Annotated in this window: 22 protein-coding genes; 13 read left to right on the top strand and 9 right to left on the bottom strand. The window is 58.8% G+C overall.

Annotated features, from left to right (window positions below):
- The first annotated feature begins 44 nt into the window (after positions 1-44).
- Positions 45-938 carry a fructosamine kinase family protein gene (locus AC1V0D_RS04615; protein WP_009090540.1) on the top strand — a complete coding sequence of 298 codons (894 nt, stop codon included), beginning with the start codon at positions 45-47 and terminating at the stop codon, positions 936-938.
- 8 nt (positions 939-946) lie between these two features.
- Here the strand turns inward: AC1V0D_RS04615 and AC1V0D_RS04610 are convergent, their stop codons facing one another.
- Complete coding sequence (locus tag AC1V0D_RS04610) at positions 947-1,483, bottom strand: YniB family protein (protein ID WP_009090542.1); 537 nt, start codon at positions 1,481-1,483, stop codon at positions 947-949.
- 144 nt (positions 1,484-1,627) lie between these two features.
- Between AC1V0D_RS04610 and hxpB the strand changes: the two genes are divergently transcribed.
- From hxpB to AC1V0D_RS04580, 6 genes are all read left to right on the top strand, one after another.
- On the top strand, positions 1,628-2,296 hold the full coding sequence (gene hxpB, locus AC1V0D_RS04605) for a hexitol phosphatase HxpB (RefSeq protein ID WP_009090544.1): 669 nt from the start codon (positions 1,628-1,630) through the stop codon (positions 2,294-2,296).
- Between the two features lie 174 nt (positions 2,297-2,470).
- Positions 2,471-3,307: a 5-dehydro-4-deoxy-D-glucuronate isomerase gene (kduI, locus tag AC1V0D_RS04600; protein WP_009090546.1), complete on the top strand. Its 837-nt coding sequence runs from the start codon at positions 2,471-2,473 to the stop codon at positions 3,305-3,307.
- A 16-nt stretch (positions 3,308-3,323) separates the two neighbouring features.
- Positions 3,324-4,085: a 2-dehydro-3-deoxy-D-gluconate 5-dehydrogenase KduD gene (gene kduD / locus AC1V0D_RS04595; RefSeq protein WP_307744907.1), complete on the top strand. Its 762-nt coding sequence runs from the start codon at positions 3,324-3,326 to the stop codon at positions 4,083-4,085.
- Positions 4,086-4,223: 138 nt separating this feature from the next.
- Positions 4,224-4,814, top strand: coding sequence for a metal-dependent hydrolase (locus AC1V0D_RS04590; RefSeq protein WP_009090554.1), 591 nt, complete (start codon positions 4,224-4,226; stop codon positions 4,812-4,814).
- 151 nt (positions 4,815-4,965) lie between these two features.
- On the top strand, positions 4,966-6,357 hold the full coding sequence (locus AC1V0D_RS04585) for an L-cystine transporter (RefSeq protein WP_140028467.1): 1,392 nt from the start codon (positions 4,966-4,968) through the stop codon (positions 6,355-6,357).
- Between the two features lie 187 nt (positions 6,358-6,544).
- Positions 6,545-6,955, top strand: a complete 411-nt coding sequence (locus AC1V0D_RS04580) for a DUF6515 family protein (protein ID WP_482907045.1) — start codon at positions 6,545-6,547, stop codon at positions 6,953-6,955.
- 104 nt (positions 6,956-7,059) lie between these two features.
- Here AC1V0D_RS04580 and osmE read toward each other — a convergent pair whose 3' ends face one another.
- A complete protein-coding gene (gene osmE / locus AC1V0D_RS04575) occupies positions 7,060-7,395 on the bottom strand; it encodes an osmotically-inducible lipoprotein OsmE (RefSeq protein ID WP_009090559.1) in 336 nt (111 codons plus the stop codon).
- A 296-nt stretch (positions 7,396-7,691) separates the two neighbouring features.
- Between osmE and AC1V0D_RS04570 the strand changes: the two genes are divergently transcribed.
- The 4 genes from AC1V0D_RS04570 (at position 7,692) to cho (ending at position 11,710) form a co-directional block, all read left to right on the top strand.
- Positions 7,692-8,894: a multidrug effflux MFS transporter gene (locus AC1V0D_RS04570; RefSeq protein WP_046101715.1), complete on the top strand. Its 1,203-nt coding sequence runs from the start codon at positions 7,692-7,694 to the stop codon at positions 8,892-8,894.
- A gap of 118 nt (positions 8,895-9,012) precedes the next feature.
- A complete protein-coding gene (gene nadE, locus AC1V0D_RS04565) occupies positions 9,013-9,837 on the top strand; it encodes an ammonia-dependent NAD(+) synthetase (RefSeq protein WP_009090562.1) in 825 nt (274 codons plus the stop codon).
- Between the two features lie 60 nt (positions 9,838-9,897).
- The gene (gene yddG / locus AC1V0D_RS04560; RefSeq protein WP_111207448.1) at positions 9,898-10,782 is read left to right on the top strand and encodes an aromatic amino acid DMT transporter YddG; all 885 of its coding nucleotides are present in this window, start codon (positions 9,898-9,900) and stop codon (positions 10,780-10,782) included.
- Positions 10,783-10,849: 67 nt separating this feature from the next.
- A complete protein-coding gene (gene cho / locus AC1V0D_RS04555) occupies positions 10,850-11,710 on the top strand; it encodes an excinuclease Cho (RefSeq protein WP_009090566.1) in 861 nt (286 codons plus the stop codon).
- Between the two features lie 73 nt (positions 11,711-11,783).
- Here cho and spy read toward each other — a convergent pair whose 3' ends face one another.
- The 6 genes from spy to AC1V0D_RS04525 all read right to left on the bottom strand — a co-directional run bounded on the left by spy (position 11,784) and on the right by AC1V0D_RS04525 (position 18,671).
- Positions 11,784-12,278, bottom strand: coding sequence for an ATP-independent periplasmic protein-refolding chaperone Spy (gene spy / locus AC1V0D_RS04550; protein WP_009090567.1), 495 nt, complete (start codon positions 12,276-12,278; stop codon positions 11,784-11,786).
- A 307-nt stretch (positions 12,279-12,585) separates the two neighbouring features.
- Positions 12,586-13,581 carry a succinylglutamate desuccinylase gene (gene astE, locus AC1V0D_RS04545; RefSeq protein ID WP_009090568.1) on the bottom strand — a complete coding sequence of 332 codons (996 nt, stop codon included), beginning with the start codon at positions 13,579-13,581 and terminating at the stop codon, positions 12,586-12,588.
- A gap of 50 nt (positions 13,582-13,631) precedes the next feature.
- Complete coding sequence (astB, locus tag AC1V0D_RS04540) at positions 13,632-14,960, bottom strand: N-succinylarginine dihydrolase (RefSeq protein ID WP_140925177.1); 1,329 nt, start codon at positions 14,958-14,960, stop codon at positions 13,632-13,634.
- Positions 14,957-16,426 carry a succinylglutamate-semialdehyde dehydrogenase gene (astD, locus tag AC1V0D_RS04535; RefSeq protein WP_482907044.1) on the bottom strand — a complete coding sequence of 490 codons (1,470 nt, stop codon included), beginning with the start codon at positions 16,424-16,426 and terminating at the stop codon, positions 14,957-14,959. The genes astB and astD overlap by 4 nt, the downstream gene beginning before the upstream one ends.
- Entirely contained in the window at positions 16,423-17,454 is a 1,032-nt protein-coding gene (gene astA / locus AC1V0D_RS04530) for an arginine N-succinyltransferase (protein WP_009090571.1), read from the bottom strand. The genes astD and astA overlap by 4 nt, the downstream gene beginning before the upstream one ends.
- A complete protein-coding gene (locus AC1V0D_RS04525) occupies positions 17,451-18,671 on the bottom strand; it encodes a bifunctional succinylornithine transaminase/acetylornithine transaminase (protein ID WP_482907043.1) in 1,221 nt (406 codons plus the stop codon). The genes astA and AC1V0D_RS04525 overlap by 4 nt, the downstream gene beginning before the upstream one ends.
- A gap of 909 nt (positions 18,672-19,580) precedes the next feature.
- Here AC1V0D_RS04525 and AC1V0D_RS04520 point away from each other — a divergent pair.
- The gene (locus AC1V0D_RS04520) at positions 19,581-20,654 is read left to right on the top strand and encodes a porin (protein WP_046101710.1); all 1,074 of its coding nucleotides are present in this window, start codon (positions 19,581-19,583) and stop codon (positions 20,652-20,654) included.
- Between the two features lie 39 nt (positions 20,655-20,693).
- Here the strand turns inward: AC1V0D_RS04520 and AC1V0D_RS04515 are convergent, their stop codons facing one another.
- Positions 20,694-22,265, bottom strand: coding sequence for a putative bifunctional diguanylate cyclase/phosphodiesterase (locus tag AC1V0D_RS04515; protein WP_482907042.1), 1,572 nt, complete (start codon positions 22,263-22,265; stop codon positions 20,694-20,696).
- A gap of 406 nt (positions 22,266-22,671) precedes the next feature.
- Here AC1V0D_RS04515 and AC1V0D_RS04510 point away from each other — a divergent pair, with 406 nt between their 5' ends.
- On the top strand, positions 22,672-24,216 hold the full coding sequence (locus AC1V0D_RS04510; RefSeq protein ID WP_140028458.1) for a methyl-accepting chemotaxis protein: 1,545 nt from the start codon (positions 22,672-22,674) through the stop codon (positions 24,214-24,216).
- Positions 24,217-24,480 lie beyond the last annotated feature (264 nt).

Here is a 24,480-nt window from a genome sequence, read left to right as displayed (position 1 = left end):
CGCAGTACAATCTGTCTTACGCAGCGAATAACGAGGATAGCCCAATGTGGTCAGCCATTAGTCGTCTGTTAAGCGAGCAGTTAGGCAATGCCGAAATCACCGAACGTCACGCCCTGGCCGGCGGCGACATCCATCCCACCTGGCGTATCCGCTACGGTGATCACGACGTGTTCGTCAAAAGTAACAGCCGGGACAGGCTGTCACTCTTCACTTGGGAAGCTGACCAGCTGGCGCTGCTGGCGCGCACCGGCACGGTTCGCGTGCCGGAGGTCTATGGCGTAGGCCAGCACCGCGAGGAGAGTTTCCTGCTGCTGGAATATATTCCGCCTCAGCCACTTGATGAGCAGAGTGCCTGGCGGCTCGGGCAGCAGCTGGCGCACCTTCATCAGTGGAGCGAGCAGACACAGTTCGGTCTCGATTTCGACAACAACATCACCACGACTCCTCAGCCCAACAGCTGGCTGCGCCGCTGGTCGGTCTTTTTTGCCGAGCAGCGCATCGGCTGGCAGTTACAGCTGGCGGCAGAAAAAGGGGTGCTCTACGGGGATACCGAGCTGATCATTGCCGCCGTGCAGCGGGTGCTGGCCTCCCATCATCCGCAGCCGTCGCTGCTGCATGGCGACCTCTGGCCAGCTAACTGTGCCAGCAGCCACAGTGGCCCCTGGGTGTTCGATCCTGCCTGCTACTGGGGCGACCGGGAGTGCGATTTAGCCATGCTGAGCTGGTACCCCGACCTGCCGCGTCAGATTTACGACGGCTATCAGTCGGTCTGGCCGTTACCGGATGGGTTCTCGCAGCGTCTGCCGGTCTATCAGCTCTACTACCTGCTGAACCGGGCTAACGTCTTTGGCGGGCACTGGCCGGACGACGCACAGTTCGCCATCGGCCAGTTGCTGGAAGAGGATGCGCTGAGCGCCAGTCAGGCCAGACCGGCCTGACGACGCCCTCAGATAAAGCCGAGCAGTGACAGCACGAAATAACCGGCTACCGCAATGACCACGGGCAGGATGTAAAGCGGGAAGATCTGCAGGAAGATGGTGTGACGGGGTACGCGCACCTTCTCTTCCAGCTGCTGACGGCTTCGCCCTTCGCTGCCCTTTGCCTGCTCCAGGATCATCTGATCTTCAATGCCCTCTCTGACATGACGGGCCTGACGCCCCATGCGCGCGCCGGATGACTCCAGGGCCAGTCCGACAAAAATCAGGATGTAGATCAGCCAGAATCCCAGGTTCATCTGACCATTAAATTCCGGCACCGGGGAGTTGTGCCAGAAGATGTTCAGGAAAGGGGTGTTAAAGCGAAGCATATCGACGATAACATGAACAAAATCGAGCATTACCGCGTCGATACCTGGCTGCTTCTCACTGTGCTTAAACATAAAGCTCAGCACCGAAATAATGGTCGACAGCAGCGCCACCAGAAAGAGCACCCAGCCTGCCACACGCTTAAGGATGGCGATGCGGCCAGCCTGTTGATAGGTCATAATATCTCCTGAACCCGAAATCCGATTTGCCGTAAGTCTACCTGCCAATGAAGAAATTTCCCAAAAAAAGCATGGCCGACGGGCGAAGCGTGCGCCAGCCGGGAATGATGCTATGGTAAAACCGACTTTAAAAGGAGACCTCTGATGCCCTATCACCGCCCTGTCCTCGCCGCCCTGTTTGATATGGATGGTTTACTGATCGATTCTGAGCCGCTGTGGGATCAGGCTGAACTGGATATCTTTTCAACGCTGGATGTTGACCTGTCACGTCGCAGTGAAATGCCCGACACGCTGGGTTTGCGCATCGACCAGACGGTGCGGATGTGGTACGAAACGCTGCCGTGGCAGGGACCGTCGCAGCAGGAGGTCACGGAGCGGATTATCGTGCGCGCCATGACGCTGGTGGATCAGACCCGCCCCCTGTTGCCGGGCGTGGAAACCGCGCTGCAACTCTGTCAGGAGCAGGGACTGAAGATTGGCCTGGCGTCCGCCTCTCCGATGGCGATGCTGGAACAGGTGCTGGAGATCTTTAATCTGCGCCACTATTTTGATGTGCTCTCCTCCGCAGAAGCCCTGCCCTACAGCAAGCCCCATCCGCAGGTCTATCTCAATGCCGCCGCCAGTCTGGGGATCGATCCGCTGAACTGCGTCACGCTGGAGGATTCGTTTAACGGCATGATCGCCACTAAAGCGGCCCGCATGCGGTCGATTGTGGTACCTGCCGCTGAGCACCGCGACGATCCCCGCTGGGCGCTGGCGGATGTCCGGCTGGACACCCTGACGCAGCTTAGCCCGACCCATCTGAAAGGCTGACCCCCCGCCCGCTTTAAGCGGGCTTTTTTTTGCTCAGGCGTTCTGCGGTTGATCTGAATCTCAAAAAATTAAAACAGCGTTTCATTTTTATTGAATCACTGTCTCACCCTGCCTAAGATGCCCACATCGTCCCCTGATCGGGGGATGAATAACCTGACTCCAGAGGGGCACGAGATGGACATTCGCCAGAGCATTCACAGCGATCACGCTAAACAACTCGATACTGACGCACTGCGCCAGGCATTTCTGATTGAAAAGATATTTACCGCCGATCACTACACCCTGACCTACAGCCATATTGACCGCATCATTACGGGCGGCGTCATGCCGGTGAATCAGCCGGTCACGATGGGGGATGAGATGGGCAAACAGCTGGGCGTCGCCTGGTTTCTCGAACGCCGTGAACTGGGCATGATCAATATTGGCGGCCCGGGTCTGGTGGAGGTGGATGGCAAAACGTGGGAAATCGGTCACGAAGAGGCGCTCTATATCGGCAAAGGGGCGCGCGATCTGCTGTTTCGCAGCCTCGACGCATCGCAGCCCGCAAAATTTTATTTCAACAGCGCACCGGCGCACACCACCTTTCCGGACAGAAAGATCACGCTGCAGGAGGCGGTCAACGCCACACTGGGCGATGCGGCAAGCGCTAATCGCCGCACCATACACAAATTTATCGTGCCCGACGTGTTGCCTACCTGTCAGCTCACGATGGGCCTGACCAGGCTGCATGAGGGCAGTCTCTGGAACACCATGCCCTGTCACACCCACGAACGCCGCATGGAAGTCTATTTCTATTTCGACATGAGCGAAGATCACGCCGTCTTCCATATGATGGGAGAGCCGCAGCAAACCCGTCATCTGCTGGTCCATAACGAGCAGGCGGTGATCTCTCCCAGCTGGTCGATACACGCGGGTGTCGGTACCCAGCGTTACGCCTTTATCTGGGGAATGGTGGGTGAGAATCAGGTCTTTGATGATATGGACGCGGTCAGAATTAGCGAACTGCGTTAAGCGGAGGACAAGCCGAATGGTACTGAACAGATTTGATTTAACAGGCAAAGTCGCCATCGTGACCGGCTGTAATACCGGGCTTGGCCAGGGGATGGCACTGGGGCTGGCGCAGGCTGGCTGCGACATTGTGGGCATCAACCGCATCGAACCGGCTGACACGCAGCATAAAGTGGAAGCACTTGGCCGCCGCTTCTGGTCCGTCTCAGCCGATCTGATGTCTCCTGAGGTCATCCCGCAGGTCGCGGAAAAGGCGGTCGCCGCGGCGGGCAGAGTGGATATCCTGGTCAACAATGCCGGGATTATCCGTCGTGAGGATGCCCTGAAATTCAGCGTGCAGGACTGGGATGATGTGATGAACATCAACTGCAAGACGGTGTTTTTCCTCTCACAGCAGGTCGCGCAGCGGTTTATCGCGCAGGGAAGCGGCGGCAAAATCATTAATATTGCGTCCATGCTCTCGTTTCAGGGAGGCATTCGCGTTCCCTCTTACACCGCCTCAAAAAGCGCTGTCATGGGCTTAACCCGTCTGATGGCTAACGAGTGGGGACGGCATGGCATCAATGTTAATGCTATCGCGCCGGGCTACATGGCGACCGATAATACCGAACCCCTGCGCAAAGATGCGGCGCGCAGCGCTGAGATCCTTGACCGTATTCCGGCAGGCCGCTGGGGCGTGCCGGATGACATGATGGGGCCGGTGGTCTTTCTGGCTTCGTCTGCAGCAGACTATATTAATGGTTACACGCTGGCGGTTGATGGCGGCTGGCTGGCCCGCTAGAAGACGGGGTGAGCCGTGACATGCCGCGGCTCGCCCTGTAAAAAAATTCACTGTTAGTTACAGCGTCACATGTTCTCATTTACTGGATAAATCCCTATACTGGATGCATCGACAGTTTCTTAGCATCCAGGTTCTATCATGACGGGCGAAGGCCACATCATTTTTGCCATTGCCAGCGCTATTTTTGCCAAACGTGCGGAGCTGACCCCGGTCCTGGCGCAGGCCGACTGGTGGCATCTCGTTCCCTCAGCCCTGCTGACATGTCTGTTGCCCGACATCGATCACCCTAAATCCCTGCTGGGACAGCGGCTGCGCTGGCTCTCACAGCCGATTGCGCGCGCTTTTGGTCACCGGGGCTTTACCCACAGCCTGCTGGCGGTGGCCGCCGGTTTATGGCTTTTTCAGATTAACCTGCCCAAGTCGTCACCCATACCGCCTGATGTCCTGCAGGGTCTGACCCTGGGCTACCTCAGCCATATTGTGGCCGATATGCTGACGCCTGCCGGGGTGCCACTGCTGTGGCCCTGCCGCTGGCGCTTCCGCCTGCCGATTCTGCGCAGCCAGAAAGGCAATCAGCTTGAGCGGGTATTGTGTCTGGGTCTGGTGGGCTATGCGCTCTGGTTTCCGGTGGGAATGCCTTCCTTTGGTGCAAACGGCTGGCCGACCCAGCTGTTCGATACGCTGCAGAATGGGGTCGGACGGTTAATTTCCAGTCATACCGCGCAATAAACCCGCAAAAATCAACAGTTAGTTATAAACCATGCCATTTGGATATAAGGCAGCCTCTCCGGCTGCTGTTACCATTCCTGCTGTCTTAATTCGTGATTAACATTATGCGGCCTCTCCCGGACGACAGGCCGCATTACTCTGGAGTTTCGGTATGGACCTTCCTCTTACGCTTAATATCGCGGCCTTCGTGGTGCTGCTGGTATTACTCTCCCGCTTCAGCCGCCATAGCTGGAGCCTGTCGAAGAAAGTGTTGATCGGTCTGGTGATCGGTGTGCTGTTCGGCCTGGTGCTGCAGCTGATCTACGGTGAAAACAGCGCCGTGGTCAAAACGTCGATCAGCTGGTTTAACATCGTTGGCAATGGTTATGTCCAGCTGCTGCAGATGGTCGTCATGCCGCTGGTGTTCGTTTCGATTCTGAGTGCGGTCGCCCGTCTGCATAACGCCTCGTCGCTGGGAAAAATCAGCGTACTGACCATTGGCGTACTGCTCTTTACCACCGCGATTTCTGCGCTGGTCGGCGTCTTCGTGACCGGTCTGTTTGGCCTCAGCGCGGAGGGTCTGGTGCAGGGTGTCCAGGAAACCGCACGCCTGAGTGCGATCCAGAGCAACTATGTCGGCAAGGTCTCCGACCTGAGCGTGCCTCAGCTGGTGCTCTCCTTTATCCCGAAAAATCCGTTTGCCGATCTGACCGGTGCCAGTCCGACCTCCATCATCAGCGTGGTCATTTTTGCCGCCTTCCTGGGGATGGCCGCTCTGCAACTGCTGAAAGATGACCAGGAGAAAGGTCAGCGAGTGCTGGTGGCGATTGACACCCTGCAGTCGTGGGTCATGAAGCTGGTGCGTTTAGTGATGAAGCTGACGCCGTATGGCGTGCTGGCGCTGATGACCAAAGTCGTAGCCGGTTCTAACCTGCAGGACATCATCAAGCTGGGCAGCTTTGTGGTCGCCTCTTACCTCGGCCTGGCGATAATGTTTGCGGTTCATGCCCTGCTGCTGTCGGTAAACGGCATCAACCCGCTGCGCTTCTTCCGCAAAGTGTGGCCGGTGATTACCTTCGCCTTTACCAGCCGCTCCAGCGCCGCCAGCATTCCGCTGAGCGTAGAGACTCAGACCCGTCGCCTGGGCGTGCCAGAGTCTGTGGCGAGCTTTGCAGCCTCCTTTGGTGCCACGATCGGCCAGAACGGCTGTGCCGGTCTCTATCCGACCATGCTGGCGGTGATGGTGGCGCCTACGGTTGGCATCAACCCGTTTGATCCGCTGTGGATTGCGACGCTGGTCGGGATCGTCACCCTGAGTTCAGCCGGTGTGGCCGGTGTCGGCGGCGGCGCGACGTTTGCCGCCCTGATTGTGCTGCCTGCGATGGGCCTGCCGGTGACCCTGGTTGCGCTGCTGATCTCTATCGAGCCGCTGATCGATATGGGCCGTACCGCCCTGAACGTCAATGGATCCATGACCGCCGGTTCACTCACCAGCCGCTGGTTAGGCCTGACCGACAGGCGCGTGCTGGAAAGTGACGACCACGCCGAACTGGCGCACCGCTAATCTCTGCTCAACCTGGCGCATCCGCGCCAGGTTAATCCCTTCCCGCTCTCCATAATCTTCCCTGTTCATGGCGACGCCGTTAAGAAAGCGTTAAGCGTGGTAAACAGGCGAAAATCCGCCGCTTTAGCGCTTGTCTTTCTTCTGTAAAAAGCGAATTCTGCCTCCACTCGTCTGTGGAGAATGCCCGATGAAAAAAACGATCGCCTCACTTCTGACGCTGACACTCTTAGCGCCCGCCCTGGCTTCTGCGCATCCCGGCGGCTGGGGCCCGCCAGGAGGATGGGGACCGCATGAGGGATGGGGCCGGCACGGTGGCCCCGGTCCGCGCTGGGGAGGGCCAGGTCCGTTGCGCTTTCTGCCCGAGGCCGCCACCGCCGTATTGATTGGCGGGCTGACCTACTACCTGCTCAACGGCAACTATTATCAGCGTCACGGTGAGGAGTATGTGGTGGTGGCGCCACCGCCAGAGACACGGATCAGCGGTGAGATGCGGGTGCTGGATTTTAACGGCAGGCGTTTTTATGTGCAGGATGGCCACTACTACCAGCGGCAGATTGACGGCGATTATGTCGAGGTGCCGCGCCCGGCAGGATTGTAACGGCAGGCTTGCCATCCACTCTTCGCGCCGGAGGGCATGAAACAGTGCCCCAACGAAAAACGGCCCGTCATGAAGACGGGCCGTTTACCATTCAGAAGCAGCGATTACTGCTGAACCTGCGGATCGGTGTCATATTCCGCGCAGCTCTGGAAGCCGTAGTTCATAACACGGCCGGTGTCGTTATAGCTCACGAAGTAAGTCTGTGCTTTACCGTCGCGCTGACCCAGAACATACGTCTGGCAGGTGCCGCGCGCGTGAACCATGGTAATTTCAGTTGAAGGCGAACCGGCGATCTGACGAACCTGATCGCGGGTCATCCCCTTTTTAACATCCTTAACAACTGGCTTAGTCACGTAGCTTTCCGCACGATCGTAAGTCGTACAACCAGACAGTGCCGCCAGTGTCAGCGCCGCAGCGATACATCCCATCACCTTCTTCATCTTGTTGTTCCTCATTTATTGTCCATGTGGCATCAAGCCTGGAACATAAATGCAGGTTTATCAAGTTTATGGCGGCCTTTTTGTGGCAGACGGAATGTCAGGATTCCGTAAAGAAGGCTGTTTTGCTGTCAGCAGAGACGTATACTCCCCGGCATCCGAACCCTCTGATTTTGCGCCGTTTCCGTGACGCTGTCCTGCGCGGATGCCGATCAGGGTGCCTGCCGCACTGCCGGACGCTCTCTGGCGCAGGCTGGCCCGCTTTCTCTTCACCCCATCGCTGACGACCCCGAGGAATAATGACTCCTGCACACTCCAACCGCCTGGTTTATGCCATCACGCTGGGCCTGCTGGCCGCACTGGGCCCGCTCTGTATCGATCTCTATCTGCCCGCTCTGCCTCAGATGGCGCGGGACCTCAACACCGAAACCGCCACGGCTCAGCTGAGTCTGACCGCCGGCCTGCTGGGGCTGGGAGTTGGCCAGCTGCTGTTTGGCCCGATGAGTGACAAGTTCGGCCGTCTGCGTCCGCTGACCCTGTCACTGGTGCTGCTGTTTATCGCCTCGCTGGGCTGCGCACTGGCGCAGGATATCCACCAGCTGCTGGTGGCGCGCCTGTTCGAAGGCTTAGCCGGGGCCGGTGGCGCGGTGCTGTCACGGGCGATAGCGCGCGATATGTACAGTGGTCATGAACTGACGCGATTCTTTGCCCTGCTGATGCTGGTCAATGGCCTGGCCCCTATCGGCGCACCGGTGCTGGGCGGCGTGCTGATGACGATCGTCGACTGGCGCGGCATTTTTATGGTGCTGGGCGGCATTGCCATTCTGCTGATCCTGCTGGCGCGCTGGAAGCTGCATGAGACGCTGCCGGAAGCCCGCCGCAGCAAAGGATCCATCTTCTCCGCTTACGCCGCGCTCGGCCAGGTAGTGACCCATCGTCCTTTCATGGGCTTCTGCCTGACCCAGGGCTTTATGATGTCGGGCATGTTCGCCTACATCGGCGCCTCTCCGTTCGTGCTGCAGCAGCTCTACGGTCTGTCGCCGCAGGCGTTCAGCTTCTGCTTTGCGGCCAACGGCATCGGTCTGGTGATCGCCTCTCAGACCAGCGCCCGCCTCTGCCCGTTGTGGGGTGAATATCGGGTGCTGAAAGGCGGCCTGACGCTGGCCTTTGTCGCCTCCAGCCTGCTGCTGCTCTGCGCCCTGTTTCAGGCCCCGCTGGCGCTGCTGCTGGTCGCGCTGTTCTTTACCATCGCCAGCAATGGGGTGATTGCCACGACCGCCTCCTCACTGGCGATGCAGAGTCAGGGCCATCGCGCCGGCAGCGCCTCTGCGGTGATTGGTGTCACCATGTTCACGCTGGGGGCGATTACCGTGCCCATCACCGGCATCGGCGGTACCTCGGTGCTGAGCATGTGCGGCACGATCTTCGGTTGCTTTATGCTGGCCATTTTAATGTTTACCGTGCTGGCGAAAAAACCCGAGCCTCAGCTAAAAACTCACTGATTTCGCAATGGTTAGCGCGAATCAGTTAGCGCTTTGGCTTGTTGTTTTCGTGAAGGCACGTTAGCTTTAATAACACGTTCGCATCGAGCCGACAGGCCACTGACCTGAGGAGAAGTTCATGTCACTGCAGCAGGAAATTATTGAAGCCCTGGGTGTGAAGCCCACTATCGACGCCGACCAGGAAGTGCGGGTCAGCATCGATTTTCTCAAAGCCTACCTGAAACGCCACAGCGGACTGAAAACGCTGGTGCTGGGGATCAGCGGCGGCCAGGACTCTACCCTGGCGGGCGCGCTGTCGCAGCGGGCCATTACGGAGCTGCGTGAAGAGACCGGCGATAACGACTACACCTTTATTGCCGTGCGTCTTCCCTATGGGGTGCAGGCGGATGAGCAGGATTGCCAGGACGCGCTGGCCTTTATTCAGCCTGACCGCTCACTGGTGGTTAACATCAAAGAGTCGGTCCTGGCCAGCGAGCGCGCGCTGAAAGAGGCCGGGATTACCCTGTCCGATTTCATCCGCGGCAATGAAAAAGCGCGTGAGCGCATGAAGGCGCAGTACAGCATCGCCGGCATGACCAAAGGGGTGGTAGTCGGTACCGATCACGCCGCGGAAGCGGTAACCGGCTTCTTCACCAAATATGGCGACGGCGGCACCGACATTAACCCGCTGTTCCGCCTTAACAAGCGTCAGGGCAAGCAGCTGCTGAAACATCTTGGCTGTCCGGAGCACCTCTATCTGAAGAAGCCAACCGCCGACCTGGAAGATGACCGTCCGGGCCTGCAGGATGAAGTGGCGCTGGGTGTCACCTACGAGATGATTGATGACTATCTGGAAGGAAAAAGTATCCATCCTGACAGCGCGAAAATCATTGAAGGCTGGTATCTCAAAACCGAGCACAAACGTCGTCCGCCGATCACGGTTTTCGACGATTTCTGGAAGTAATCCTGCGCCTCCTTTGCACGGGCAAGGGAGGCTCCTTTCACTCACGCTGTTGATCGCTGCATGCCTGCCACCGTTTCACGCGCCACCCTGATCGGGCTTATCGCCATTCTGCTCTGGAGCACCACTGTCGGCCTGCTGCGCAGTGTCAGCGAGGCCTTTGGTGCCACCGGCGGCGCGGCGCTGATCTACACCACCACCGCCTGTCTGCTCTGCCTGACCCGGGGTCTGCCCAGGCCAGGGGCGATGCCTGCGATCTATCTCTGGATCGGCGGCGCGCTCTTTGTCGGCTATGAGATGGCGCTGGCGCTGGCTATCGGACTGGCGAGCGATCGCCGTCAGTCGCTGGAGCTGGGGATGATCAACTATCTCTGGCCCTGCCTGACGATCGTGCTGGCGATCCCGTTTAATCAGCAGCGTTTCCGCGTCTGGCTGTGGCCCGGTCTGCTGCTGTCGCTGCTGGGTATCGTCTGGGTGATGAAAGGCAGCGGCAGTGGCGCGCCGGCGCTGCTGTGGCAGAACATGCTGCGCAATCCCGTCGCCTATGCTCTTGCCTTTCTGGCCGCCCTGACCTGGGCGCTCTATAACAATTTCACCCGCCGCTATGCGCGCGGTGCCAACGGCGTCACGCTCTTTTTTATCCTGACCGCGCTGGCGCTGTGGCTGAAATTTGCCGTCAACCCGACTCCGCTGACCTTCGCGCCGCTGCCGCTGCTGGAAGTCCTGTTTGTCGGCCTCTCCACCGCCATCGCCTACTCCGCCTGGAATCACGGCATTCAGCAGGGAAACCTGACGCTGCTGGCGACGGCCTCCTACTTTACGCCGGTGCTGTCGGCCCTGCTGGGATCGCTGTGGCTCGGCCTGACGCCACCGCTCGCTTTCTGGCAGGGCGTGGCGATGATCACCCTGGGCTCCCTCATCTGCTGGCTGGCGACACGGCCGCGCTGATCAGACGGCTGGCGATCATTTCACCGGTTTGTTATGCTGTATGGACAACCAGTAAATGGAGTCCACTTTGGTCAGACGTGCTGCCTCGCATCGCCTCGAACCCGACGCGAATGCGCTATATCAATATCCCGAACACCTGCGTGAGTGGCTGGAAGGCCTGCCGAATCACCCTGGCGTCTACACCTTCCACGGCGAGAGTGAGTCGCTGCCGCTCTATATCGGCAAAAGCGTGAATCTGCGCTCGCGGGTGATGTCCCATTTTCGCACCCCTGACGAGGCGAAGATGCTGCGCCAGTCGCGACGCGTCAGCTGGATCCCCACCGCGGGCGATCTCGGCGCGCTGCTGCTGGAAGCACAGATGATCAAAACCCAGCAGCCGCTGTTTAATAAACGCCTGCGCAAAAACCGGCAGCTCTGTTCATTGCAGATCACCCACGGCAAACCCGAAGTGGTCTACGCAAAGGATCTCGATTTCAGCCAGTCACCTAATCTCTTCGGGCTCTATCGCAGCCGGTTTGCTGCGCTGGAACGGCTCAAGCAACTCGCCGATGAGTATCAGCTCTGTCACGGTTTGCTGGGTCTGGAAGCCCTGAGTCCGCAGCGGGGCTGCTTCCGTTCGGCACTGCGCCGCTGCGCCGGGGCCTGCTGCGGTAAAGAGCCGGTCAGCGATCACCAGGACCGGCTGCTGGAAGCGCTGGAGAACGTGCGGGTCTTCTGCTGGCCGTGGCAGGGTGCCGTGGGGCTGGTGGAAGAAGGCAAACAGATGACGCAGATCCACGTCATCGACCACTGGTTCTATCTGGGGTCGGTCAGCAGCATGGAAGAGGCAAAAAAACTGCAGCGGCCCAAAGGGGGATTCGACCACGACGGCTACAAAATCCTCTGCCGTCCTATCCTCTCGGGTGACTACCCTATCCTGCCGCTATAAAAAAACCGCCGGTGCTGTCCACTTACCTGCAGTGGACAGCACCGGCGGTCTCAAATGTATCGCTTAGCTCAGATTATTCAGCCGGTGGTGCTGGTGGCGCCATGTTGCCTTCGCGCGGGCCTTTTTCAGTCAGGCGCTGCTCAAAGTTGGCGTTGTACTGTTTCTTCTGCGCCGGCGTCAGCACGTTATAGAGCTTGTTCTGGGTTTCCAGCATCTTCAGCGCATGCTCTTTACCGTTAGCAGACATCTTCTCTGCCTGCGCTTCGGCTTTGCTCTTATCGAAGCTGTCAGCCGCGATGATGTCGTGCATCGCACGGCGATCATCCTGTGACGGACGCTGCATATCTTTGTGGCTCTCTTTCATGATGTCGCGCATCTGGGTTTTCTGCGCGTCGGTCAGATTCAGACCATGGAACATCATCTCCATGCCGTGGCGCATTGGCGGCTTATGCATCGCTTTTTCGCTGCCAGCTGGCGGAGGCGTCAGGGAATCCGCGGCGGCATGGACGGCGCTGGCTGCACCAAACGCCAGCGAAGAAGCCAGTAACAGGGAAGTCAGTTTGCGCATAATAGTGTCCTTATGATTCATGATAATGACGACAGCACTCTGTCGCGTCTTCGGAAACAAGAATACGACGCTGAACGTCAACTACTCAGAGCCTGAGTAAAGCCGTGAAAGCATAAAAGACAAAAATCCGGCAATCATGAAGAGAATGAGAAGAAAGGCGTGAGGAATTGAAAAACTTTATGAATTTACAGCGAATTTCGCAGAAATCGTGGAGGAGTGTAAGGGTTTCGGCAGGAAAGCGGAAGAGGATCTCCCGCTTTCCTGCCGATTTTTAGCGCGGATCGCTGTAACCCGTTAGTTCCCCCCGTCAGAGAGGCAGCGCCTGGGTCTGTTCGCCTTCTTCAATCAGCATCAGGCCGGCACGCAGTCCGGCAGCAACGCCGGGATTCGGGAAAAGCACATATTCCCGTGCCTGCTGCACGTAGTAGCGGGTATCCCCATCCTCGGCCAGCAAGGTGCCCTGAGGAAAGGCGGTAAAGTTCAGCGTCTCCGGCGTCATGTGCAGCCTGAAGTGCTCACTCAGCCGGGTGATCTGCTGCGCAACCCGATAGTGGCGCGGCTTCACGCGGGTGGCGGGCATGGGGTCACCAAAGAGCAGCGCCGCCAGCGCCTGCTGTGCCGCACTGAACTGGCTCAGGTCGTTTTCGCCAAACGGCAGCGCCTTCCCCAGCTCCAGAGTGCAGCTGGCCGCACCGAAATGTTCACAGCTGAAATGGGTAAAGGTTCCGCCCGGCGCGCGATGAAAGACCAGCGCCTCCAGACCGGCAGCCGCCAGCCAGTCGAGAAACGCGGGAGGCCAGGGACGATCGTTTTGCGGCATGACGCCGAACTGCGGATGGTATGAGCCGCGAATCGCCGTGTGCATATCGAGATGCCAGCGCGTCTCATCACATTCGCCCAGCAGCCAGAAGTTCTCCAGCGCCTGCTCCAGCCGCAGCACGCGGCGCGCCTCATCGCCATCGTCCACCTGCTGCCAGCGTCCGCCAAACAGCCGGTTAATATCATAACGGACATAGCGTTTGCCGGTGCGCAGCGCAGAGGGATTGCCCAGAATCACCAGCATCCGCTGCTGTAGCGGCTTTTCACCGCGAAGCAGCGCATTGACCAGCTGATTCATGATTTCCACCGGGGCCGTTTCATTGCCGTGGATCCCGGCGGAGAGCACCAGCGCCTGCTTAACGGGCACAACCGGCTCCATCAGCAGGATGCCGTGATACAACCACTGCCAGCGAAGATGCGCCGTTTCACCCCTGCGCTTTCGCGGTGCCTCACCGGACAGCGTCTGCTGCAAAAAGTCCTGCATCGTTCCTCCTTTACGCCTCAGGCAGATGGCAGCCCGTGCTGCCATCGCCTTCACTGCTGAAATGCATACACATTTCCTAAGTCTAGCAGCTTCGTCAGTTCATCCAGCGCGTCACGACCCTCCCGCAGCAGCTGCGGATCCACCAGGTCGGCCTGGGTCAGCCGATCGCGGTAGTGGCGGTCGACCCAGCTGTTCAGGGCGGCGAACAGCCGATCGTTCATCAGCACGGCGGGATTGACGGCCTGCTGCTCCTGAGGCGTCAATACCACCCGCAAACGCAGGCAGGCTGGCCCACCGCCGTTGTACATGCTTTCACGCAGATCAAACACCTTCAGATCCTTCAGCGGCCCATCCCCTTCCACCTGCTCACACAGGTAACGCCAGACGTCCGGATGCTGACGCGACTCTTCCGGCAGCACCAGCATCATGGTGCCGTCGGGACGGCTGAGCAGCTGGCTGTTAAACAGATAGGTGTCGACCGCATCTTTTACCGACACCCGATTGTCCGGCACTTCCAGCGCCACAAATCCGGGCACGCGTGCCCGAAGCTGCGCCAGCAGTGCAGGCTGATCGACAAATGCCTGCTGATGGCAGAAGAGCATCTGCTGGTTACTCACCGCGATTACATCGTTATGAAAAACCCCCTGGTCGATAACCGCCGGATTCTGCTGCGCAAACAGCAGGTGTTCAGGTGAGAGCTGATGCAGACGGGCGACCGCTTCACTGGCCTCGCGCGTCTGGCGCGCCGGATAGCGCTGCGGGGCTTTCCCCTCATGGCTGCTGTCGCGGCCATAGACAAACAGCTGTACGCCCCGCTCGCCATAGTCGCCTCCCAGGCGGTTGTGATTTGCGGCCCCTTCATCGCCGAACATCGCCACCTGAGGCAGCGCATCGTGCACCGCAAAATGGTCTCTGTCGCGGAAGATGGCGCGCAGCAGTCCAGCGGTTTCCGGGGCTTCCATCGCGCGGTGAAATTTATTGTTCAGGTTGGCCACCGTCAGGTGAACCCGGCCATCACCGCTGTCGGCTGACGGCGACACGGTGGCCGCATTGGCGACCCACATCGCCGAAGCGGAACTGGCGGCAGAGAGTAAGCCCGGCGCGGTTTTCCCGGCCGACGCCAGTACCTGCTCGTCACTGCCACCGAAGCCAAGCTGGCGCAGCGCCGCGATATTAGGACGCTCATGCGGGGGGATCACCCCCTGCACAAACCCCATATCGGCCAGCGCCTTCATCTTCAGCAGCCCCTGCTTTGCCGCCAGACGGGGATTCGAGGGCTGCAGCTGATTGCGGGTTGAAGCTTCATTACCAAATGAGAGCCCGGCATAGTGGTGGGTCAACCCCACCAGTCCGTCAAAGTTCGCTTCGGTGGCCTTCATAGCAACGTCTCCGAGGGTGAGAAATCCAGGCCTGGTGAGAGCGTGGCGGGCAGCGTCAGGTCCGGCGACTCCAGCGAGGCCATCGGCCAGGCGCAGTAGTCTGCCGCGTACCAGGCGCTGGCCCGATGGTTACCCGAGGCCCCAATGCCGCCAAACGGCGCGGTACTGGCGGCACCGGTGAGCGGTTTGTTCCAGTTGACGATGCCGGCTCGCGCCTCCAGCAGCAGCTGATCAAACTGCGGGCGCAGGGGGGAGATCAGGCCACACGACAGGCCGTAGCGGGTCTGGTTCGCCAGTGCTATCGCCTCGTCAAAGGTGTCGTAACGGATCACGTTAAGCAGCGGACCAAAAACCTCCTCATCCGGAATGCCCTGCACGCCGGTGATATCAATGATGCCGGGGGTCAGGATCGCGCTGTGGCGATCCGGCCAGCGCATCGCCAGCAGCACCTCGCCGCCCGCCTCCACCCGCCGCTGCCACTCCGTCATGATCTTCTCTGCCGCGCCGGTTGAAATCACGCTGCCCATAAAAGGGGGCGGTTCGGCATCCCAGGCTGCCGGCTGCAGCCGGCCTGCGACCTCCACCAGCCGCTGCAGAAACGCCTCTCCCGCCGCTCCGCGCTTCACCAGCAGGCGACGGGCGCAGGTGCAGCGCTGTCCCGCCGTAATAAAGGCGGATTGCAGCGAGATGTTGACTGCCGCATCCAGGTCCGCCGGATCCTCGACAATCAGGGCATTGTTGCCGCCCATCTCCAGCGCCAGCATCTTTTCAGGCTGACCGGCAAACTGGCGATGCAGCTGATAGCCGGTATGGGCGCTGCCGGTAAACAGCAGGCCGTCGATCTGGCTGCAGCTGGCCAGTGCCTGGCCCGTTTCACGTCCGCCCTGCAGCAGCCCCAGCACACCGGCAGGCAGGCCTGCCGCCAGCCAGATCCGCACGGTTTTTTCGGCGGTCAGCGGCGTCAGCTCACTGGGTTTGAAGACCACGCAGTTTCCCGCCAGCAGCGCCGGCACGATGTGGCCGTTTGGCAGATGACCGGGGAAGTTATAGGGGCCGAACACCGCCAGCACGCCGTGGGGACGATGGCGCAGGGAACTTTCGCCCTGCTGCTGTTCACCGGTGCGGCTATGGTAAGCCTTCACTGAAAAGCCGATTTTATTGATCATCGCCGCCACTTCGGTCAGCGCTTCCCAGCGCGGTTTCCCGGTTTCACGCGCAATGGTGTCGGCCAGTTCCGCTTTTTGCGCGTCCAGACCGGCCGCAAATTTTTCGATGATGGCCTGGCGCTCCGCCAGCGGGCGGGTTGCCCAGCCCGGAAACGCGGCGCGCGCCGCCTCGCAGGCGGCGGTGACCTGCTCTGCTGAAGCCGCCTGCCCCTGCCAGAGCGGTTCCCCTCTCACCGGGTCCGCTTTCGTCAGGTGCTCTGCCTCGCCGCTCTGCCACTCTCCCTTAATCAGGTGCGTCATGCTGTTTTCTCCTCTTTGCAGAGCGTCACCACCCGCAGGCTGTCGCCCGGCTGGCAGTGGAGCGCCCGCATCTGTTCGTCCGTCAGTTTTATGCTGTCACCGTCGGCATCTGCCGGGATCAGCGCCACACGGAACTGGCGGTAATGGTTATTGGCGACCAGGCAGAGCGGTGCATCCGCCGGATTTTCACCCCGCTCTGCGCCGCGCAGCCGGCTTTTGCGAATGGCGCGGATGCGGTCAATGTCGCACTCCAGTGTCGGGCCGCCATCAAAGATGTCGATATAGTTGAGGTAGCGGAAGCCCTCCGCTTCCAGTACGGCCCGGGCAGGTGCCGTCTGCGGGTGAACCTGGCCGATGACCGCCTGCGCCTCCGGGGTCAGATAGTCGATGTAGAGCGGATGTTTCGGCATCAGTTCGGCAATAAAGGCTTTCTGGCCGGTGCCGCTGAGGAAGTCCGCTTTGCTGAAGTCCATTGAGAAGAAGCGGCTGCCGACGCTCTCCCAGAAGGGTGAGTGGCCCTGCTCATCGCTGACGCCCCGCATCTCCGCGACTACCCGCTCCATAAAACGGTCACGGAAGTTAGCCATAAACAGGAAGCGTGATTTGGACAGCAGATAGCCATTTTTGCCGTCACGATACTCAGGGTCGAGAAACAGGGTGCAGAGCTCGCTGCTGCCGGTGTGGTCGTTACTCAGCGACAGGGTCGGCAGCGCGGCGTAGACGTTCAGCTCTTTCGACGCGTGCACCTGGGTGCCGACGCGGAAGTTATACCAAGGGTCCTGCAGGCCCACCGCCACCTCAATGGCGCAGATGCCCACCGCGCGATTATCTTCACTGTCGGCCAGCACAAAGACGTAGCCCTGCTCAGCGCGCGGCAGCGTATCCTGCCAGGTTTGCAGCGATCGATCGATTCGCGCCTGAAGCGTGGCGCTATCGACCGGCAGCGAGGTCAGCCCGCCGCCGGTTTTGCCTGCCAGCGTCATCAGCTGGCTTAAATCATCGCGTTCAACCGGACGGATTACCATCATGATGCGGCCCCTCGTACCAGACTTTCACAGGCCTCGGCAAAGCGTGCCATACCCAGCTTCACCTCCTGCTCGCTGATGTTCAGGGCCGGGGCAAAACGCACCACGTTCGCGCCCGCAATCAGCACCATGACGCCCATCTCAGCGGCAGCCAGGTTAATCGCTTTGGCTTTGCCGGCATACGCATCGCTCAGCACCGCACCTATCAGCAGGCCCAGGCCGCGCACCTCTTTAAACAGCTGCAGACGCTGGTTGATCTCCGCCAGAGCCGAGACGATCCACTGGTGACGCTCTGTCACTCCCGTCATAAAGTCCGGCTGATTGACCAGTTCCATCACTTTACCGGCCACCGCGCCCGCCAGCGGATTACCGCCATAGGTGGTGCCGTGTGTGCCGACACCCATCACGCTCGCCAGATCGTCGCGCGTCAGCATCGCCCCAATGGGGAAGCCACCGCCGAGCGCTTTGGCGCTGGTCAGGACATCGGGTGTGACGCCGTAGTGCATATAGGCATAAAGCGAACCGGTGCGGCCCACGCCGCTCTGCACTTCATCAAAAATCAGCACGGCCTGATGCCTGTCGCAAAGTTCACGCAGTCCGCGCAGGAACGCCGGATCGGCAGGCAGCACGCCGCCCTCCCCCTGGATGGGTTCCACAATCACTGCGCAGGTCTGGTCATTGATGAGTTCCGCCGCGGCCGCCAGGTCATTAAACGGGGCGTGCTGGATGGCAGGTGGCAGCGGCGCAAAATCCTGAGAGTAAGCGGGCTGACCCCCGGCGGTAACGGTAAACAGCGTGCGGCCATGAAACGCATTCTTAAATGCCACAATGCCACTTTTCTGCGGGCCGACCCGATCGTGGGCCACTTTGCGCGCCAGCTTCAGCGCCGCTTCGTTGGCCTCCGCACCGGAGTTACAGAAAAAGACCCGGTCAGCAAAGGTGGCATCAATTAACTGCTTCGCCAGTCGCAGGATCGGCTCATTGGTGTAGCCATTGCCGGTGTGCCATAAACGGGCGGCCTGCTCCTGCAACGCCTGTTGTAATGCCGGATGCGCATGCCCTAACGCATTCACGGCGATGCCACCGGCGAAGTCGACGTAGTCTTTGCCATTCTGATCCCAGACGGTTGAGCCCTCCGCGCGAACCGGGACAAATGTCGCGGGTGCATAAACCGGCATCATCCATTGATCGAAATCGTGACGTGAAACGTGCAGTGCCATAACCCATTCTCCTGCTTTCCCGGTCGGGTAAAGCTATTGTTTTAAAATTGTTAAGGGATGTTGTAATGCAGCCCTACTGTAGAGTGCAGTTAACGTGCCAGCCAGAGAATTAACTGCATAAAATCGTCACCCTGACGCAATATCAATAAGTTACACGCCGTCGATATTCACTTTTTTTGCATATATAGTGAATAATTGTCTGATTGCAGCGGCAGAGCCGGGTTTTAAATAGCGGAATTATGCAATCGCGGGATGAAATATCGCTTTTGTGATCGCTGATAAACAATCACTCCGCAAAAGGCCCGAGGAGTGCCCTGTTTTAGCGCAGCCTGCCTCGCAACGGTGCAGGATGAGGCGCAGAATATTCAGCGAGAGAGGATGCCGACATGCCAGGATTTAACAGAATCTTTTCATTTAAGCGAGCAGACCGACGTCTGGCCTGATTAGTTTTTAAGCGGATAAATAAAATGAAAACGATTTCTTCTGCATTATTCCCGGCGTGATGATTGGCAGCGGAATAACCTTTGAAATAAAGATGAACAGATATTACTACGCAGGCTAATGGTTAGAATAAAACCCTTATCGCTTATTTGCTTTATTGTCTTATCCATAATTTAATCAGCGGGAATGATGATTTAAAAACGTACAAAATGCCGGGGACAGAAAAGCAACAACCACAAATTAAACACTGATAATCATCACTTTTTTATTAAACTCGGTAAAATTCATCAGAAGAAATGCTTATTACATCCGAATTTAATCGTCTTTCAGACACGCATTTTCCTTTACTGAATATGCATATCACATTTTGTTACTTTTATTGCGCTTTGTAATTTTAACTTTTTGTGTCATTTTCTTTTCTCCCCGCAACGGGGGCATAATAATTAATGAATACAGGGTAATGAATAAATGATGAAGCGCACTTTACTGGCGGCTGTCATGCCGTTACTGCTCGGTCTCTCTTCAGTGCAGGCCGCAGAAATTTATAACAAGGATGGAAATAAGCTGGATCTGGTCGGCAAGATTAACGTGTCGCACCTCTTTTCTGACGACGATAAGAACAACGGTGATACCTCCTCTTATTCCCGCCTGGGTTTTAAAGGCGAAACAAAGATTACCGATCAGCTGACCGGCTACGGTTTCTGGCAGTATCAGTACAGCCTGCACAACTCAGAAGGCAGCGATGCGCAGAGCGGCAACCGTACCCGCCTGGGTTACGCTGGCCTGAAGTTTGGCGAAGCCGGTGCGCTGGATTATGGACGTAACTACGGCCTGGTGTATGACGCGCTGAGTTACACCGATATGCTGCCCTTCTTTGGCGGCGATTCCGGCTACACCGACGCCTTCCTCTCTGGCCGCTCAACCGGCGTGCTGACCTGGCGTAACAGCGATTTCTTTGGCCTGGTTCAGGGATTAAACGTTGCCGCGCAGTATCAGGGTAAAAACGATCGTAGCGCTAACACCGACGGCGTACGTCGTTCTAACGGCGATGGCTTTGCCCTCTCTGCCTCTTATGACTTCGATTTCGGCCTGAGCTTCGCCGGGGCCTTTGCCAGCCTGGATCGCACAACGGCGCAGAACGCCGCCCCACGCGGTGAAGGCGAAAAAGCGCAGCACTGGGCGACCTCAGTGAAATATGATGCGAACCAGGTTTATCTGGCCGCGATGTATGGTGAAACCCTGAACGCCACGCCGATCACCAACGGTTTCGCGAACAAGGCGCAGAACTTTGAAGCCGTTGCTCAGTATCAGTTCCTGAATGGTTTCCGTCCGTCTGTGGGTTACGTCTCATCGAAAGGTAAAGAGATTGAGAATATCGGCGACGCCGACATTGTCAAATACACCGCGGTGGGTGCGACCTACTACTTCAACAAGAATATGTCGGTCTATGGCGAATACCGCATCAACCTGTTGAAAGACAACAACCCGCTTAATCTGGCCACGGATGATATTACGGCCGTGGGTCTGATCTATCAGTTCTGATGCCCGTGCGGCCCGGCACACGCTGCCGGGCCCGTTTTTTTATCGCTGTGCCAGCTGAGCCTCCGGGTCTGGCTCAATAACGGAGACGGCGGCTTCCTGGATGAATCCCTCTGCATCCGCCGACGCCAGCAGCAGTGTAGCCTGCTCAGCCGGTATCGGACGACTGAAGAGATAGCCCTGACCGTAGTCACAACCGCGCTTTCTCAGCCATCTCAGCGTTGAGACATCCTCAATACCTTCTGCGGTAATAATGACGTTCAGCTCCTGACAGAGCGTCAGCAGGGTTTCCACCACCTTGCGCTGCTCCGACCCGGTGACGATCCCGGCAATAAACGACTGATCGATTTTGATTTTGGTAATCCCCAGCCCCAGCAGCACCGACAGGTTGGAGTAGCCGGTGCCAAAATCATCCAGCACGACCCCAATCCCCTCCTCCCTGAGGCGTCTGATCGCCTGACGGGCATCGTCGGAGATCGCCATTACGTTCTGTTCAGTGATTTCGAGCTCCAGCATCACCGGCCCGGCCTGCTGCATAATGGCGGAGAGGCAGTTGGTCAGCGCAGGTCTCAGCAGCTGCTCCGGGGTGATATTCAGCGACAGACCGAGCCCGGCAGGCCATGCCCGCGTGGCGCTGACGGCATCCTGCAGCAGCGCCACGGTCAGGCTGTCCATCAGCCCGAGCCGCTCCACCACGGGCAGAAACTGAGCGGGTGCTACCGTCTGACCGGAGGCGGTGATCCAGCGCGCCAGGATCTCAAACCCGGTGATGTTGCCGGTGCGCAGCGAAACCAGCGGCTGCAGGAAAGGCACGATGGCATGCCCGCTGACGGCGGCGGCGACCTCATGCTCCAGCTTCTCCCGCTGCAGGAAGCGCAACGCCATATCCGGCGTGAAACGGGCCAGACAGGCCTCTTTATTGCGCTTCGCCTCACAGAGCGCCAGATCGGCGGCCCGCACCACATCCTCCTGTCCCGGACAGTCAGAACTGGCAATACCGGCAGAGAGGTGCATAACGGTATGCGGCCCGGTGCGGATGGATGAGGCATGCTCACAGATCCTGCCGGCCTCCAGCAGCGCCTGCTCGGCCTGAGACGCCGCCACGACCAGGGCAAACTCATCGCCACCGATGCGAAACACCTGACTTTCCGTGCCAGCCGACGCGGTCAGCATCGACGCGAGCGCCACCAGGATAGTGTCCCCCTGACGATGGCCGTTGAGATCGTTGATAGTTTTGAAATCATCGATATTAAGCAGCGTCAGGGTATAGGGCATCCCGCAGGCATCCAGCGCGGCGATATGCGCATTGAACGATCGGCGATTGAGTACGCCGGTCAGCGCATCGGTTCCGGCCAGCCTGAGCGCATTTTTTTCGGCCAGCAGCATTTTGCGGATCAGACCCGCAATCAGCAGCGCCGGAATCACCATCGCCAGCCCGGCGAAAGCGGTCGATGTCAGGATGAACCGTAAGCGTTCGCTGGTTTCAAAATCCAGGTTATAGCTCAGGCCGAGCAGATGAGCGAGGTGCGCCTCAAGCCCATATTCCCACAACGTGGAAAGTAAAAAGATGGTCGCAATATTCAGCATTGCGAGCCAGAAAAGTTTCAGGCGCATGCGTTAATTCCTGGTGATGAAAGGTGTCAGAGTGTTGTTTTAATTTTTCTGTAAAAAACGGGGCGTGATGGTTAAACACGGTCTGCACGTGGCTGACAATAATGACCCCTTTTGTTCTGCCTGGTACCAATCAGGCGTTCTCACTGGCTGTGTGACAGTGAGGCAGAGGATCGCTCCTGACCGGCAGGGGCAGAACTGATCACTCATACCAGTCAGGGATCTATCGGCAGCGGCGGGCGTTTTAACAGGTCCGACCGGATAAATTAATCCCCCTGCGGGGTTTCTTCCCGGCAAGTCACTGAATAGCACGGTAATAAGTAGTGCTCAATTTAGTTAATAGCAACCCTCCAGAATTGCCGCTGACGGCCGATACCGTCTTAACTAATGACCCCTTCCGGAAAAACACATGAAAATCTCAACGCGTCTGAGTGCAGGTTTTGGTTTACTGATTTTGCTGTTAGTTATCTGTGCTGGCACAGCGATTCACGCCCTGGACAGTGCCCGCGATGGCATGAACGAGGTGGTGAATGTGCGGCTGAAAAAATATCAGACGGTGCTCGATATGCGGGGCGGCGTCCGTGATATGGCGATTGCCGTGCGCAACCTTGCCCTGCTGACCGATCCGAAGGCGATGCAGCCTGAGTGGGAACGCCTGCAGAAACAGCGGGCGCTTTACATCAGCAACCGCGAAGCGCTGGCACGCATGATGCAGACGGACGCCGGGCAGGCCGGGCGGGAAGCGATGGAGCGGATTGAGTCCAGCGAGGGTGCGGCCCTCTCCACGCTGATGACGGCGGGGAAACTGGGACTGGAAAACCGTCAGCAGGAGGTCACAGATTATCTGTTAAACGTCGCGCGACCGGCACAGCAAAGCCTGCTGAAGGCGATAAACGATCTGACCGAGCTTGAGATGCGCAGCAGCCAGGAGACCGTCGTGGAGAATGGCAACAGCATTGGTCGCACCACCCGCATACTGATGATCCTGACGGTCATCTCTCTGCTGGCGGCGGTCGCCACCTGCACATTCATTGTGCGGATGCTGATGCGCCAGCTGGGCGGCGAACCGATTCAGGCGCAGACGCTGGCGGCAGCGATCGCGGCCGGTGATCTCACCTCGCCGGTCACGCTGCGGACGGGTGACACGACAAGCCTGCTCGCCTCACTGAACAGCATGCAGACACACCTGCGCGGCATGGTTACGCAGATTAAAGACGCGTCGGCGTCGGTTGCACTCGCGGCCGATGAGATTTCCCAGGGTAACACGGAGCTCTCTTCACGCACCGAAGAGCAGGCCGCGGCCCTGCAGGAAACCGCAGCCAGTATGGAGCAGCTGACCGCCACGGTGAAAAGTAATGCCGCAGGCGCACAGCAGACAGCGGGTTCTGCGCGCGAGGCGGCCATGCTGGCCCATGACGGCGAAGCGGATGTGCATCGTCTGGCGCAGACCATGCAGGAGATTTCGCTGAGTGCGGTCCGGGTCCGGGATATCACCGCGGTGATTGAAGGGATCGCCTTCCAGACCAATATTCTGGCGCTCAACGCCGCCGTGGAAGCGGCGCGCGCCGGTGAAGAGGGTCGCGGATTTGCGGTCGTTGCCGGTGAGGTCCGTTCACTGGCCCAGCGCAGCGCCACAGCAGCCCGTGACATCAAACAGCTGATTGAGCAGGCCGTGACGCAGGTCGAAGGCGGTGTGAGCGTCGCGGCGGGAACGGGTGAACGTATTCTGAAGATTGTCAGCCGCGTCGGTGAACTGGCCGATGCGATGGACAACCTCTCACTCTCCTCCAGCGAGCAGATGCAGGGTATCTCTCAGGTCAGCGTTGCGGTAAGTCAGATGGATGGGGTTACCCAGAACAACGCCGCGCTGGTGGAGGAGTCCTCGTCAGCCTCGCAGTCACTGCTGGCCCAGGCGCGCGATCTGCGCGGCATGGTCGAGACCTTCACGGTTTAACGCTCTCCGGCAGACCACGCCGCACCGAACGTGGCGGGTGGAGACGTGCTGAACGCGCAGCCGCTTCAGCACGTTGTGCACCCGGCGTGGCTGCCGGTTGGGTTGACTTCAATTTAATTTGACTCAATACTGGTTTGCCTTTCCATCCGGGGGCAACGGAACCGGTTTCTTCCCGCCGCAACGGCCCCCGACAGAGCGGGAGCCCGACAGCGTAAAGCGAGGCGGCCGCCAGGGTTGCCGACCCGGAGCAACTGCGGTGCCCTT

Source organism: Pantoea sp. PA1, assembly GCF_056856975.1.
This window is presented reverse-complemented; position numbering and strand designations above follow the sequence as displayed.

What these genes read in the sequence shown, in the direction of transcription:
- AC1V0D_RS04610 (WP_009090542.1), bottom strand. Translation starts at nt 1,483, where the DNA reads ATGACCTATCAACAGGCTGGCCGCATCGCCATCCTTAAGCGTGTGGCA.
- hxpB (WP_009090544.1), top strand. Translation starts at nt 1,628, where the DNA reads ATGCCCTATCACCGCCCTGTCCTCGCCGCCCTGTTTGATATGGATGGT.
- astD (WP_482907044.1), bottom strand. Translation starts at nt 16,426, where the DNA reads ATGACGCACCTGATTAAGGGAGAGTGGCAGAGCGGCGAGGCAGAGCAC.
- astB (WP_140925177.1), bottom strand. Translation starts at nt 14,960, where the DNA reads ATGAAGGCCACCGAAGCGAACTTTGACGGACTGGTGGGGTTGACCCAC.
- kduI (WP_009090546.1), top strand. Translation starts at nt 2,471, where the DNA reads ATGGACATTCGCCAGAGCATTCACAGCGATCACGCTAAACAACTCGAT.
- kduD (WP_307744907.1), top strand. Translation starts at nt 3,324, where the DNA reads ATGGTACTGAACAGATTTGATTTAACAGGCAAAGTCGCCATCGTGACC.
- AC1V0D_RS04570 (WP_046101715.1), top strand. Translation starts at nt 7,692, where the DNA reads ATGACTCCTGCACACTCCAACCGCCTGGTTTATGCCATCACGCTGGGC.
- osmE (WP_009090559.1), bottom strand. Translation starts at nt 7,395, where the DNA reads ATGAAGAAGGTGATGGGATGTATCGCTGCGGCGCTGACACTGGCGGCA.
- AC1V0D_RS04585 (WP_140028467.1), top strand. Translation starts at nt 4,966, where the DNA reads ATGGACCTTCCTCTTACGCTTAATATCGCGGCCTTCGTGGTGCTGCTG.
- astA (WP_009090571.1), bottom strand. Translation starts at nt 17,454, where the DNA reads ATGATGGTAATCCGTCCGGTTGAACGCGATGATTTAAGCCAGCTGATG.
- AC1V0D_RS04590 (WP_009090554.1), top strand. Translation starts at nt 4,224, where the DNA reads ATGACGGGCGAAGGCCACATCATTTTTGCCATTGCCAGCGCTATTTTT.
- nadE (WP_009090562.1), top strand. Translation starts at nt 9,013, where the DNA reads ATGTCACTGCAGCAGGAAATTATTGAAGCCCTGGGTGTGAAGCCCACT.
- AC1V0D_RS04510 (WP_140028458.1), top strand. Translation starts at nt 22,672, where the DNA reads ATGAAAATCTCAACGCGTCTGAGTGCAGGTTTTGGTTTACTGATTTTG.
- spy (WP_009090567.1), bottom strand. Translation starts at nt 12,278, where the DNA reads ATGCGCAAACTGACTTCCCTGTTACTGGCTTCTTCGCTGGCGTTTGGT.
- yddG (WP_111207448.1), top strand. Translation starts at nt 9,898, where the DNA reads ATGCCTGCCACCGTTTCACGCGCCACCCTGATCGGGCTTATCGCCATT.
- AC1V0D_RS04520 (WP_046101710.1), top strand. Translation starts at nt 19,581, where the DNA reads ATGATGAAGCGCACTTTACTGGCGGCTGTCATGCCGTTACTGCTCGGT.
- AC1V0D_RS04525 (WP_482907043.1), bottom strand. Translation starts at nt 18,671, where the DNA reads ATGGCACTGCACGTTTCACGTCACGATTTCGATCAATGGATGATGCCG.
- AC1V0D_RS04615 (WP_009090540.1), top strand. Translation starts at nt 45, where the DNA reads ATGTGGTCAGCCATTAGTCGTCTGTTAAGCGAGCAGTTAGGCAATGCC.
- AC1V0D_RS04580 (WP_482907045.1), top strand. Translation starts at nt 6,545, where the DNA reads ATGAAAAAAACGATCGCCTCACTTCTGACGCTGACACTCTTAGCGCCC.
- astE (WP_009090568.1), bottom strand. Translation starts at nt 13,581, where the DNA reads ATGCAGGACTTTTTGCAGCAGACGCTGTCCGGTGAGGCACCGCGAAAG.
- AC1V0D_RS04515 (WP_482907042.1), bottom strand. Translation starts at nt 22,265, where the DNA reads ATGCGCCTGAAACTTTTCTGGCTCGCAATGCTGAATATTGCGACCATC.